At 68.6% G+C, this 13772-nt stretch carries 9 protein-coding genes; 6 read left to right on the top strand and 3 right to left on the bottom strand.

Annotated elements, in window-relative coordinates; genetic code table 11:
- The first annotated feature begins 52 nt into the window (after positions 1-52).
- From LC438_RS08675 to LC438_RS08665, 3 genes are read left to right on the top strand one after another with little or no spacing between them, the layout of a single operon-like run.
- Positions 53-2053: a DUF262 domain-containing protein gene (locus LC438_RS08675; RefSeq protein WP_105673017.1), complete on the top strand. Its 2001-nt coding sequence runs from the start codon at positions 53-55 to the stop codon at positions 2051-2053.
- 46 nt (positions 2054-2099) lie between these two features.
- Positions 2100-3347: an alpha/beta fold hydrolase gene (locus tag LC438_RS08670; RefSeq protein WP_223586343.1), complete on the top strand. Its 1248-nt coding sequence runs from the start codon at positions 2100-2102 to the stop codon at positions 3345-3347.
- Between the two features lie 53 nt (positions 3348-3400).
- Positions 3401-3682, top strand: a complete 282-nt coding sequence (locus LC438_RS08665) for a hypothetical protein (RefSeq protein ID WP_105673016.1) — start codon at positions 3401-3403, stop codon at positions 3680-3682.
- Positions 3683-3748: 66 nt separating this feature from the next.
- Here the strand turns inward: LC438_RS08665 and LC438_RS08660 are convergent, their stop codons facing one another.
- The 3 genes from LC438_RS08660 to glgA all read right to left on the bottom strand — a co-directional run bounded on the left by LC438_RS08660 (position 3749) and on the right by glgA (position 6085).
- A complete protein-coding gene (locus tag LC438_RS08660; protein ID WP_017202258.1) occupies positions 3749-4006 on the bottom strand; it encodes a type B 50S ribosomal protein L31 in 258 nt (85 codons plus the stop codon).
- Between the two features lie 91 nt (positions 4007-4097).
- The gene (locus LC438_RS08655) at positions 4098-4883 is read right to left on the bottom strand and encodes an ABC transporter ATP-binding protein (protein WP_223586342.1); all 786 of its coding nucleotides are present in this window, start codon (positions 4881-4883) and stop codon (positions 4098-4100) included.
- Positions 4884-4900: 17 nt separating this feature from the next.
- Positions 4901-6085: a glycogen synthase gene (gene glgA / locus LC438_RS08650; protein WP_223586341.1), complete on the bottom strand. Its 1185-nt coding sequence runs from the start codon at positions 6083-6085 to the stop codon at positions 4901-4903.
- 47 nt (positions 6086-6132) lie between these two features.
- Here glgA and glgC point away from each other — a divergent pair, with 47 nt between their 5' ends.
- The 3 genes from glgC (at position 6133) to LC438_RS08635 (ending at position 13763) form a co-directional block, all read left to right on the top strand.
- Positions 6133-7374 (top strand): glucose-1-phosphate adenylyltransferase, encoded by a 1242-nt coding sequence (gene glgC, locus LC438_RS08645; protein WP_105673013.1) that lies wholly within the window; start codon positions 6133-6135, stop codon positions 7372-7374.
- A gap of 46 nt (positions 7375-7420) precedes the next feature.
- Complete coding sequence (serB, locus tag LC438_RS08640; protein WP_105673012.1) at positions 7421-8056, top strand: phosphoserine phosphatase SerB; 636 nt, start codon at positions 7421-7423, stop codon at positions 8054-8056.
- A gap of 199 nt (positions 8057-8255) precedes the next feature.
- Positions 8256-13763, top strand: coding sequence for a glycosyl hydrolase family 8 (locus LC438_RS08635; protein WP_223586340.1), 5508 nt, complete (start codon positions 8256-8258; stop codon positions 13761-13763).
- Positions 13764-13772 lie beyond the last annotated feature (9 nt).

The following is a 13772-nucleotide window of genomic DNA, read 5'->3' as shown; positions in this document are numbered from 1 at the left end:
CCCTGATCGCGCACCGGAGGGTCGCCGTGCATAACCGAATAGACTTTTTCCCATGAGCTCTGCCACCAACGTCGAGGCGACAGCTGTCAACACGATCGAGTGGCTCTCCGCCGGATCCACCACGATCGTCGTTCCCGTGTACCAGCGCCAGTACCGCTGGGACATCGGCGGATGCGAACGCCTCCTCAGCGACATCCGCGCAGTCGCCGATCAGGAGCACGGCCACCGGCACTTCATCGGGTCCATCCTCTCGGCGCACGACACGGCTGCCGACGGCGATCTCATCCTCATCGACGGTCAGCAGCGTCTCACCACGCTGATGCTGCTCGTCGCCGCGTTGCACCACGCGGTCGGAGACACCGACCCTGCGCTGGCCGCCGAGCTCAGCGCGGTCCTCGTCCGCGACGACGACTCCTCCCGCACGCGGCTCCGTCCGCACGAAGCCTGGGCCGACCTGTACGAGTCGGTGGTGCTCGACCGTCGCGACGACGTCGACCGGGAGTCGCGTTTCGACGACAACTACGCCTTCTTCCGCAGCCAGGTGCACGTCGACGAAGCGCCCCGCATCTGGCGCGGGCTACAGCGCCTCGAGCACGTCTCGATCACGCTCGGCGCCGACGCGAACGCGCAGCAGATCTTCGAGAGCCTGAACTCCACCGGGGAGCCGCTGCGCGACCACGAGCTCATCCACAACTACATCCTGATGGGACTCACGCACGCCGAGCAGCTCGACGTCGAGGCGCGCTTCTGGCTGCCGATCGAGCAGCACACCGGCGAGACGATCGGCGCGTTCTGGCGCCACTACCTCGTGATGACGACGGGGCGCGAGGTGGCGGCCAACGGCGAGCACGGCGTGTACAGCGCGTTCCGCCAGTCCTTCCCCCGGGTGGATGTCGAGCATCTCCAGTCGGATGCCGAGGTCTGGCGCCACTACGCGGAGATCTACGGCATCCTCCTCGATCCCTCTCGGGAGCCCGATGCGGAGATCTCGCGACAGCTCGGATACGTGAACACGTTCGGGCGCGCGGCGTATCCGCTCGTCCTGAGCGTCTACAGCGATCATTCCCGAGGGCTCATCGACCGCGACGAGCTCATCGAGACCCTGGAGTGGATCCAGACCCTCTATCTGCGCCGCACGCTGGTCAACCTGCCGAACGAGCGTCTGGTCGCCCGACTCTGCCGCGCGCGTGCGGAGGGGCGCGACGCGCTGGCCCGGGCGTTCGCCCGCATCACCCCGTCGGACGAGCGCGTGAGCGCGGTCCTCAAGTACAGCGAGCTCCCCCACGCCGCGTACGTGCTGGGCAGGCTGGAGGGCGTCGAGAATCCCCAGGACTACGACGTCGAACGGATCGTGCCCGCCGTGCCGCACGACACCTGGTCCGGCGACGGCGTCCGCGGCTGGGACGACTACAGCGACGACGAGCAGAACAGCCTCCGCGCGCTCGCCCCCACGCTCGGCAACCTCACCCTCCTGGAGCCGCGTCTCGCCGAGCGCGTCTTCGGCGCGGCCTATCCGATGAAGCGGGCCGAGGCCTACGCTCGCAGCTCCGTGCCGGCGACCCGCGACCTCGAGCGCACGGAGGCCTGGAGCACCGCGGCCATCACCCGGCGCACGATCCTCCTCACCTCCGATCTGCTGCGGATCTGGGCGCGTCCTGCGCTGCCGGAGATCGACGACGACGGCCTCACCCCGATCCTCGACGCCGTGCGGCGACGTGGCTGGCCGGCCGGCTGGGAGCGGGAGTTCGACTACGTCGAGTACCGCGGAGAGCGCTGGGAGGTGCCCGACGTCAAGTACCTCTTCAACCGGGTCATGCGACGCGCCTGGACCGACACGCGCGAGGCCGCCCTCTCCTACTGCGCGACGCACGGCGGGCCGATCTACGCGGAGATGGCGTGGAAGGGCCACTGGGACCAGCTCGACGAATCGCACTTCCTCTACATGGGCTGGGACAGCAACTACATGATGACCGCGGTGCAGGGCGTGCTCGACGAATCGGGCCTCGCCTCCGAGGTGTTCGTGAAGTACTCCTACATCGGCAACGTGATGTAGTCGCTCTCGACGGTGTTACCGTCATCGCGGACGATAGGCTCGACGGGTGAGCACCATTGTCCGTCGCCTGCTGGATCTGACCGTCGAAGAGCACACGCTCACCGTTCCCCTGGTGTGGTCGGATCCGTCCGATCCCCGCACCATCGACGTGTTCGCCCGTGTGGTGTCGCGCGAGGGCGGCGAGGCGCTCCCCTACCTGGTCTTCCTGCAGGGCGGCCCCGGCCACGAGGCTCCGCGGCCGTTCCACTCGTCGACCGCCCCCGCGTGGCTCGACGAGGCACTCGCCCACCACCGCGTCGTCATGATCGACCAGCGCGGAACGGGCCTGTCGACGCCGGTGGGAGACGCCGATCTGCAACGCGGCTCGACGGCCATCGCCGAGCACCTCACCCATCTGCGTGCGGACTCCATCGTGCGCGACTGCGAAGCGATGCGCGAGCACCTGGGTGCTGCGACCTGGAGCGTGCTCGGGCAGTCCTTCGGCGGGTTCACGACCCTCGCATACCTGACGACGGATGCCGCATCCCTCGAGAACGTCTTCATCACCGGCGGCCTCAGCACCGTCACGCGCTCCGCCGACGAGGTGTACGCCCTCTGCTACGACAAGATGCGGACCGCATCCGAGAAGTACTACCGCCGCTTCCCGGAGCACCGCGACGTGATGCGCCGCCTCGTCGACCTCGCGACCGCGGGTGGCATCACCCTGCCGGACGGCGAGGTCGTCTCGGCGTCCCGTCTGCGCTCCGTGGGCTCCGCCCTGGGAACGAACGACGGCTGGCAGACCCTCTGGTCGCTCCTGGAGCGGGACCCCTCGTCGAACGCCTTCCGCTACGACCTGATGCACGCCATGCCGTTCGACGGCCGCAACCCGCTCTACTTCGCGTTCCACGAGTCGAGCTACGCCAGCGGTGAGGCGACACGGTGGTCGGCGGAGCGCGTCGAGCCCGCCGACTTCGTCGAGGACGTCACGCTGTTCACCGGCGAGCACATCCGCCGCGAGTGGACGGAGACCGTCCCCGCGTTCCAGCCGTGGCGTGAGGTCGTCCTGGAGCTCGCTGAGTTCGAGTGGCCGTCGATCTACGACGCCGACACGATCGCCGCGTCCGGCGCCACCGGAGCGGCCGCGGTGTACGTGAACGACGTCTACGTGCCCCTCGAGTTCTCGCTCGAGACGGCCGCGCTGCTGCCGGGCGTGCAGCTCTGGGTCACCAGCGAGCACGAGCACAACGGCCTGCGGTCGGGCCCCGTGCTGTCGCACCTCGTCGACCTCGCGCAGGGCCGCCGCCTCCGCTGAGAATCCCCCGCACGACGGATGCCGACGTCGTGCGCCCCGCGTAGCCTGGGCGCATGAAGGACATCGTCGGCTGGTTCTACGTCGCCATGGTCGCCGGCATGGGACCGGGGCTGATCGTCTTCGCGATCGTCAGGACGATGTCGAAGAAGACCGTCGAGGAGAAGTACGAAGGCACGGGCGGCGGATTCGGCGGAGCCTTCGACGCGATCTGGATGCCCTCGGCCTACGAGGCCGGCATGGAGCGCGACCGCCAGACCCGACGGACGGCACCCGCACCATCGCCAGGCGATCCGCCGAACGCCATCGACGGCGATCGCATCGTCATCGACATCTGACCGGATCCCCGGCGCAATGACGAAGGCCCCGCTCTCCGAGGAGAGCGGGGCCTTTCGCGGCGGTCCTTACTTGGAGGAACCGCCGAAGCCCTTGAAGCGCTGGTTGAACTTCTCGACGCGACCGGCCGAGTCCATGATGCGCTGCTTGCCCGTGTAGAACGGGTGCGAGGCCGAGGAGATCTCGACGTCGATGACGGGGTACTCCACGCCGTCCAGCTCGATGGTCTTGTCGCTCGTGACGGTCGAACGGGTGAGGAAGGTCTCGCCCGAGCCGAGGTCGCGGAACACGACGGCCTTGTAGTCGGGGTGGATGTCAGTCTTCATGGGATTCCTTAGTTGATGCCCTGGATTGTGCCAGAGTCGGGGAAGTCTGCGGTGCGGTGAGCACCAAGGATCGAGTTTAGCAGATGGGCGATCAGGATGCCGCGCGCGCGGCGTAGCGTCCGCCGTCCTCGGTGAGCACGATCGGCATGCCGAACGCCTCGGTGAGGGACTCGGCCGTGAGGGTCTCCGCGATCGGCCCTGCCGCGACGACCCTGCCCTCGCGGATCAGCATCACGTGGGTGAAGCCGACGGGGATCTCCTCGACGTGATGCGTGACCATGAGCATGGCCGGGGTCGTGGGCGACGAGGCGTAGCCGCTGAGCAGGCCCAGCAGCTCCTCGCGGGATCCGAGGTCGAGAGAGGCGGTCGGCTCGTCCAGCAGCAGGAGCTCCGGATCGGTCATCACGGCGCGCGCGATCTGCACGCGCTTCTGCTCGCCGTCGCTCAGCGTGCCGAAGGTGCGGTCGGCGAGGTGATCCAGCTTCCACTCGGCGAGGACGCGCAGCGCACGGCGCTCGTCGATGCTCTCGTAGAGCTCGTTCCAGCGCCCGAGAACCGAGTACGCCGCCGTGAGGACCGTGTTCAGCACCGTCTCGTCCCTCGGCACCCTCTTGGCCATCGCCGACGACGCGAATCCGATGCGCGGGCGCACCTCGAAGACGTCCGTGCGGCCCAGGGTCTCCCCCAGCACCGTCACCGTTCCCGAGGTCGGGTGCATGAGCGTGTCGGCCAGCTGGAGGAGCGTGGTCTTGCCCGCCCCGTTAGGCCCGAGGACGACCCAGCGCTGATCGTCCTGGACCTGCCAGGTCACGTGATCGATGATGTTGCGCCCCTCGCGGCGCACGACGACGTCGGTGAATTCCAGAGCGCTTGGCATGCTGCCAGCCTATCTGCTCAGTCCGTCAGCTCCGCGTAGAGCGCGCGCGTGGTGTCGGCGATCGCACCCCAGCTGAACTCGTCGCGTGCACGAGCGCGACCGGCCTCGCCGTACTCCCTCGCCCTCGCCGGATCCGACGCCACCTCGGTGAGCACCGCGGCGAGGTCTGCGACGTACTTCTCCGGATCGACGGGGGTGCCGGTGCCGTCCTGCACCTGCTCGATCGGGACCAGGCGTCCGGTGCGACCATCGGCGACGACCTCGGGGATGCCGCCGGTCGCCGTGCCGACCACGGCGGCGCCGCACGCCATCGCCTCGAGGTTCACGATGCCGAGGGGCTCGTAGACCGAGGGGCAGACGAACGTGGTCGCCGCCGTGAGGATCGCGGAGAGCTCGTCACGCGGCAGCATCCGCTCGATCCAGATGACGCCCTCCCTGGTCTGCTGCAGCAGGCGCACGCCCTCCTGCACCTCCGCCATGATCTCGGGAGTGTCCGGAGCGCCGGCGCACAGGATCAGCTGAACATCGGCGGGCAGCCGCCCTGCGGCCTGCAGCAGGTACGGCAGCCCCTTCTGACGTGTGATGCGTCCGACGAAGACCACGGATGGCCTCGACGGGTCCATGCCGATCGACGCCAGGAACTCCGGGTTCTGGACCGGACGCCAGCGCTCGACGTCGATGCCGTTGTGGATGACGCGGACCTTCGCGGGGTCGACGTTCGGGTAGCTCCGCAGGATGTCGTTGCGCATGCCGGCGCTCACCGCGATCACCGCGGCGGCGTTCTCGTACGCGAGCTTCTCGATCCCGCTCGACACCGCGTAGCCGCCGCCGAGCTGCTCGGCCTTCCATGGCCGGAGGGGTTCGAGGCTGTGCGCGGTGAGCACGTGCGGGATGCCGTGCAACTGCGAGGCGATGTGACCGGCGAAGTTCGCATACCAGGTGTGACTGTGCACGAGGTCGGCGTCGGCGATCGCCGAGACGATCTCGAGATCGGTGCCGAGCGTCTGCAGCGCGGCGTTCGCGTCGGCGAGCTCCGAGGGGGTCCGATAGGCGAACGTCCCCGGTTCGTCACGGGGCGCGCCGAAGGCGCGGACACGCACCTCGATGCTCTCTCGCAGAGCCGTGACGAGCTCCGCGACGTGCACGCCAGCACCGCCGTAGATCTCCGGCGGATACTCCTTCGTGATCATTTCAACTCGCATGTGCGAAACGCTAGTACACGCAGGGATTGGCACTCTAGGGTGGAGCCATGTCCGCTCCAAAGAAGATCTTCGGCATCATCCTCGCCGGCGGCGAGGGCAAGCGTCTCATGCCCCTCACGGCTGACCGCGCAAAACCTGCAGTGCCCTTCGGCGGACAGTACCGATTGATCGATTTCGCCATCTCGAACCTCATAAATTCAGGCTTGAGACAGATCGTCGTCCTCACCCAGTACAAGTCCCACAGCCTCGACCGTCACATCTCGCAGACCTGGCGGATGTCCGCCCTCCTCGACTCGTACGTCACCTCGGTGCCCGCCCAGCAGCGGCTCGGCAAGCGCTGGTTCTCCGGCTCCGCCGACGCGATCCTGCAGAGCCTCAACCTGATCAACGACGAGAAGCCCGACATCGTGATCGTCATCGGCGCCGACCACGTCTACCGGATGGACTTCCAGCAGATGCTCGACGCGCACATCGCGTCGGGCGCGAAGGCCACGGTCGCCGGCATCCGACAGCCCCTGGCCCTCGCGTCGCAGTTCGGGGTCATCGACGCCGACATCGAGTCCGGACGCATCAAGCAGTTCCTGGAGAAGCCCACGGATGCCGAGGGGCTCGACGACTCGCCGCACGAGGTCCTCGCGTCGATGGGCAACTACATCTTCGACGCCGACGCGCTGATCGCCGCCGTCGAGGCAGACGGCGAGTCCCCGACCTCCGGCCACGACATGGGCGGCGACATCGTCCCCTACTTCGTCGAGCGGGGCGAGGCCGGCTACTACGACATGAAGCAGAACGACGTGCCGGGCTCCTCGCCGCGAGACCGCTCGTACTGGCGGGACGTGGGTACGATCGACTCCTTCTTCGACGCGCACATGGACCTGATCTCCACGCTGCCCGTGTTCAACCTCTACAACATGGAGTGGCCGATCCACTCGCAGGCGGTGAACTCCCCGCCGGCGAAGTTCGTGCGCGACTCGGTCGGACGCATCGGCAACGCGATCGACTCGATCGTGTCCCTCGGCTGCGTGCTCTCCGGAACGCACGTCGAACGCAGCGTGGTCGGCCCGTGGACCCTCGCGGGAGGCGGCTCGACCATCACCGACTCTGTCCTGTTCGATCACGTCCGCGTGGGCGCCGGCGCCCGCGTGCACAGGGCGATCCTCGACAAGAACGTTGTTCTGGCCGACGGCGCGACGGTCGGCGTCGACCGCGAACGCGACCTGGCCCGCGGCTTCACCGTCACGGACTCGGGGATCACCGTGGTCGGCAAGGGCGTCTTCGTCGACCGCTGACGTCATGCGGCGTTCGAGCCCGGCGGCTGTCGCTAGGCTCGAATCCGTGACCTCCGCGCGCTTCCTCGTCGTCCTCGATGCCGATTCCACCCTCATCCGCAATGAGGTGATCGAGCTGCTCGCCGACGAAGCAGGACGGCGCGAGGAGGTGCAGGCGGCGACCGAGGCGGCCATGCGCGGGGAGGTCGATTTCGCCACGAGCCTGCGCTCGCGCGTCGCGGCCCTCCAGGGCGTCGAGGTGTCGTCGTTCGAACGGGTTCTGGCCCGGATCGAGCCCACGACCGGAGTCCGAGAGCTCACGGCGGCAGTGCACGAACGCGGCGGGGTCGTGGGCGTCGTGTCCGGCGGATTCCACGAGATCCTGGACCACGTGGCTCCGGGTCTCGGCGTGGACCGCTGGCGCGCCAATCGGCTCGAGGTCTCCGACGGAGCGCTGACGGGTCGCGTGGACGGCGAGATCGTCGACGCCGAAGCGAAGGCATCATCGCTGCGGGAATGGGCCGCGGAGCTCGGAGTGCCATCGTCCGCGACGATCGCGATCGGCGACGGCGCCAACGACCTGAGGATGATGGCGGCCGCGGGCCTCGGACTCGCGTTCAATGCGAAGCCGGCCGTCCGCGCCGCCGCCAGCCTGGTCATCGGCCCGCAGGACCTCGGCGAGGTCATCGCTCTACTTCCGTAGCGTCCCGTACCGGCCGATGAACGGCCGATGCGCCTTTCGTGCCGGCGGATGAACTCTCCTCTCGTCCGGTCTCTCGTCATTGACCCGTGCCTTCGTGTGTGGATAGCATTCCCGTAACAGATCGTAAATGATCTTTACTATCGAAATCCACCCTCGCCTCACAGGTCGCTGCCGTCGACCGCCCCACGAAGGACACTCGATGACCTCCTCGGACACCACGCACCCGCTCCGGCTCTCCCGCTCCGGAGTCGTGCGCACCCTGGCCGCGATCACCGCGGCGCTCACGCTCTCGGCACTCATCGCTCCTACCGCGCAGGCTGCCGGACCCGAATCGGTGGCGGAATGGCGTTTCGCGACGGCGCCCTCCGTCGTCGACGCCAGCCCGGCCGCGAACGTCTTCACCGCGACGGGCGGCGCGGACACCGCGGCGAGCCTGCGTCCCGTCACGACCGACCCGCTGCTCTCCTACACCTACGACGAAGCCGAGCGCTCGGTGCGATACCAGGGCTGGAACGACGGCGTGGGCATCAAGGGGTGGGTGGTCACCCTGGACACCCGTGGCTATGCCGACCTCACTCTCACCTCACAGCAGCGCTCGTCCGGTTCGGGGCCGCGCGACTTCGCTGTGCAGGTCAGCACCGACGGCCAGAGCACCTGGCAGGACGTGCCGGGTGGCGTCGTCACCGTGGGCACCGATTTCGCGACCGGCGGTTCCGTCGCGTCGCTCCCGCTGCCGGCATCCGCCGCCGACCGCGCCGACGTCGCGATCCGCTGGGTGGTGACCTCCACCACCAGCGCGAGCGGATCGACCGTCGGCGCGACCGGCTCCAGCCGCATCCGCGACATCTCGGTATCCGGCACATCCACCGGCACACCGGTCGAGCGGCCCACCGTCGCGACCGCGCTCTCCCCGCTGAACGGCGCCGTCGACGCGCCGCTGGACGCTGCGCTCGCCGTGACGTTCAACAAGCCGATCGCGCTCGCATCGGGCGCGACGGCATCGGTCGTCGATGACGGCGGCTCCCCCGTCGCCGACGTCGCCGCGACCGCGAACGGCACCCAGCTCTCGCTGACCCACGCTCCGCTCCAGCCCGGACGCGGATACACCGTCACCGTGCCCCGCGCCGCGGTGGCCGGAGCGGCGGACGGCATCGCCCCGGCATCCGACATCGTGTGGTCCTTCCGCACCCCCGCCGCCCCTCGCGACTCCGTGGCGGAGTGGGCGTTCACCGACGACGGCGACGACGGCGTCTTCTGGGCTACCGACGGCGCCTATGCCGACCACTCCGCTCTCACCAGCGTCGGCACCCGCGGCGAGTACGGCTTCCACGCCGACCGCGGCAACGCGATCTCCGTGCAGGGCTGGGGCGGAGGCGCCGGCACCAAGTACTGGCTGGCCTCGCTGTCCTCCGTCGGTTTCGAGAACCTCGCCCTCTCGTCGGAGCACAGCGCCTCGGGCTCGGGCCCTCGCGACTTCGTCGTTCAGATGAGCACCGACCGGGTCACCTGGACCGATGTCCCCGACTCCACGATCAAGACCGCGACGCACACCTTCACCTGTCCTGACGACACGTGCCGCCTCACCGACGTCCCGCTGCCCGCGGCCGCATCCGGGGCCTCGACGCTGTTCCTGCGCTGGCTGCAGGCCACCGACACTCCCTCCAACACCGACGAGAACACCACCGTCGGCGGCTACGGCGACAGCTTCCTCCGCAACATCCGCATCACGGGTGACCGGATCGACGGCGCCCCGCTCGTGATCCCGACCGTCGACGTGCAGACGGCCCCGGTCGATGCCGCAGCGACCGTCGACCTCGCCGCACCCGTGACCCTTCGCGTCAACAAGGACGTCTCGATCGTCGACGCCTCCTCCATCTCGATCGTCGACGAGACCGGGGCCGCCGCATCCGGAGTCGTCCCGACCGCGAAGGACGACCTCGTGTCGATCGCCCACCGGGACTTCGGATTCGGACACCGCTACACGGTCACGGTTCCGGCCGCGTCGATCGCGGGTGCCGACGGCGTCTACCCCGTCCGCGACATCGTCTGGAGCTTCAGCACCTTGGCGAAGACACCCACCGCGTTCTCGATGAACTTCAACGGCGACACCCGCACCTCGATGAGCTTCGCCTGGTACACCCCGCCCGAGGTCACCGCGACGCACGTCCAGATCGCTCCCGCAGGCGCCCGCGACGGCGAGAAGTTCCCCGACGACGGCGTGATCGAGTTCGACGGGAAGAGCGAGATCATCGACACGTTCGTGACGGAGAGCGACCGTGAGGCGCGCCGCACCACGAAGTACGCGAGCCACAAGGCCACGGCAGACGGGCTCTCCCCCGGAACCTCCTACGTGTACCGCGTCGGCGACGGCACACCGAACGGCTGGGGCGGGATCGGCAGCTTCACGACCGACTCGGCGATCGCGGAGCCGTTCCACTTCCTCTTCGGATCCGATTCCCAGGCCTCCGATCTCGGGAGCTTCCTGGAGTGGCAGGACACCTTCGAGAAGGCGTCGGCGAAGGTGGACGACCCGAAGTTCCTCCTCGTCACGGGCGACCTCGTCGACAACGGCGACCTCGAGGAGCAGTGGCAGTGGATGCTCAACAGCGCCGCCGACCAGTTCGCCACCGTGCCCTACGTGCCGGTCCTCGGCGGGCACGAGGTGGAGGACTCGGGAACCCTTCCGAACAACAACTTCTTCAACCACTTCAACGAGCCCCGGGATGCCGCGGGCACCGGCGCCCACGAGGGCTCGGTCTACTCGTTCGAATACGGCGACGCCCTGTTCATGCAGTTCAACTCTCAGTACGGCGGAGGACTCGACGAGAACGGTGACACCGCCTGGGTCGATCCGCAGTTCAGCAAGCAGCTCGACTGGCTTCGTCGCACCGTCGCCGAGACCGACAAGCGGTGGAAGTTCGTGTCCCTGCACAAGGGCGTCTACTCCGCAGGAGAGAACGTCTGCAACTGGGAGGCCGACCGCGTCGCGTTCTACGAGAAGACGCTCGTGCCGATCTTCCAGGAGACGGCGGTCGACGTGGTGCTCGAGGCGCACGACCACATGTACATGCGCTCCCACCAGATGCGCGACGGCCACCCGGTCGACACCATCACGGATGAGAACGGTCAGATCGTCGTGCAGTACGACGTGACGGATCCGAACGGCGTGCTCTACCTGATGCCCAACGCGCTCGGCAACAAGTTCTACGAGACGCCGGAAGGGTGCGACACCTCTTTCGCGGCGATCAATGCCCAGCCGGAGAAGAAGATGTTCGTGGACTTCTCCGTGTCGCGCGACACCCTGTCCTTCACCGCGTACACGGCGGCCAAGGAGGACGAGATCGCCGGCTCCGACGGACTGCGCGAGTTCGACCACTACTCGATCACCCGCACGGACGGCACCCCGGATCCGGTGCGCGACGCGAGCGTGCGCATCGCCGACGGCGCGGCGTCCTTCTCCTGGAAGGCGCCGACCGCTTCGGTCGAGCCCGTGCGGGGTTATCGCATCTACGAGAAGAACGACCGCGTGGGCGTGAACTGGAGCGCGTACATCCCCGCCGAGACCGGCAAGGAGCAGTACACGTTCGTCCAGCCCATCTCCGACGACCCCACGGTGCGCTACGAGTTCGTCGTGCGCGCCGTGGGCGCGAAGGACAACTCCGCGCCGGTGGCCATCGCGCCGCCTCGGGCGTCCGATGACGAGAAGGCGCCGTCGGCGCCCGTCGGCGTGACCCTCAGGGCGGCGTCGCCGTTCCAGGTGAACGTGAGCTGGCTGCCGTCGGTGGACGACGTCGCGGTGACCGGGTACAAGGTCTTCCGGGACGGGGAACTGGTCGCGCGGACCACGACGACGACCTTCCAGGACGCGGGGCGCGAGCCGGGCACGACCTACGAGTACCGGATCAGCGCCTACGATGCCGCGGGCAACGAGTCGGCGAAGAGCACCCCGGCGACGGTGTCGACCCCGCGGAACCCCACGACGACGGATCCGCAGCGCCCGTTCGGTCAGCACACGGTCTACGCACCGGGGACGCTGCGTCCCGGCGTGGGCCAGGAGCGGATGGATGCGACGGTCGCCTCCCTCTACGACGCGTGGAAGGACGCGTATCTGACGCAGAACCCCTACGAGTCGGACCAGTACTACGTCTACTACAACGGCAACGGCGAGGCGGGGGAAGACGCCCCCGATGCGGTGACCACGTCGGAGTCCAACGGCTACGGAATGCTCATCACCGCGATCATGGCCGGGCACGATCCGCAGGCGCAGACCCTGTTCGATGCGCTGCTGCGCTTCGCGAAGGCCCACCCGAGCAGCGTCGATCCCGACCTGATGGCCTGGCAGCAGCGAGATGACGGCACGGCGATCGTCAACACGACGGAGGTCGACGAGGAGGGCGAGGAGTACGGCGACGACGCGGCATCGGACGGCGACCTCGACATGGCCTACGCGCTGCTCATGGCCGACGCGCAGTGGGGCAGCGGAGGGGCGTTCGACTACCTCTCCGAGGCGCGTCGTCTCATGGCGGCGATCCTGAGGAGCGAGGTCCATCCGACGGATGACGTGATCCTCCTCGGCGACTGGACCAGGGACGAGATCGTCTTCGGCCGGTCGACGCGCACCTCCGACTTCATGCTCCAGCACTTCAAGGACTTCGCGAAGGCGACGGGGAACCCGCGCTGGACCGACGTGGTGGACGCGACGCAGTCGGCGTCTCACGACCTCTTCTCGCGCTTCAGCCCGACGACGGGTCTGCTGCCCGACTTCGCGATCCGCGACGGGGCCGGGTACCGACCGGTGGATCCGGGATTCCTGGAGGACGACAACGACGGCGCGTACAACTGGAACGCCAGCCGCGTGCCGTGGCGCCTCGGCACCGACTATCTCCTCACCGGCGACGATCGCACCCAGGAGCAGCTGTCGACGATGAACTCGTGGCTGCAGACTGCGACTCACGGCGATCCCTCGGCCATCGCTCAGGGGTACTCCCTCGAGGGGCAGCCGCTGGACGAGTGGACCGACCTGGCGTTCTCGGCGCCGTTCACGGTGAGCGCGATGGTCGAGGGCGGGAACCAGGAGTGGCTCGACGCGCTCTGGGAGGCGAACACCGCCGAGCCCGTCACGACGTACTTCGGCGACAGCATCCGGATGCTGTCCCTGATCGTCGTGTCGGGCAACTGGTGGTCACCCACCGGGGTCGGTCTGCCGGAGACGGCCGTCGCGCCCGTCGCACCGACAGGCCTGACGGCCACCGCGACAGCCCCTACCTCCGTGCGACTCGAGTGGCAGAGCACGGCGGGAATGCTCAAGACCGCGGCCACCGGCCGCGCCGAGGTGATCGGCTACCGCGTCTTCCGCGACGGCGTGGCGGTCGCGAGCGTCGCGGAGGGCACGTCCTTCGTCGACTCCGGCCTCGTCGGCGGCACCACCTACCGCTATCACGTGACCGCGGTGGACTCGCTCGGACAGGAGTCGTCGCCCAGCGATGTCGCCGCGGTGACGACCCCGAAGTCCGGCGGCGGAACGCCCGTCGACCCGGGAACCCCCGGGTCCCCGCACGGCGGCGGACTCGCGACGACGGGCGGGAGCGTGCCGATCTGGATGCTCCTCGGTGGCCTGGCGCTCATCGCGGTCGGAGCGATCGCGCTGATCCGTCGCGGACGCGGTGGACGATCCGGACGCTCCACGGATGTCGGAGGCGACGCGTAGGGTCTGCGC

The sequence above is a fragment of the Microbacterium sp. OVT16B genome, from assembly GCF_019969705.1.
Taxonomy (GTDB): domain Bacteria; phylum Actinomycetota; class Actinomycetes; order Actinomycetales; family Microbacteriaceae; genus Microbacterium; species Microbacterium natoriense.
The sequence above is the reverse complement of the archived record's forward strand: the minus strand, read 5'-3'. Positions and strand labels throughout refer to the sequence as shown.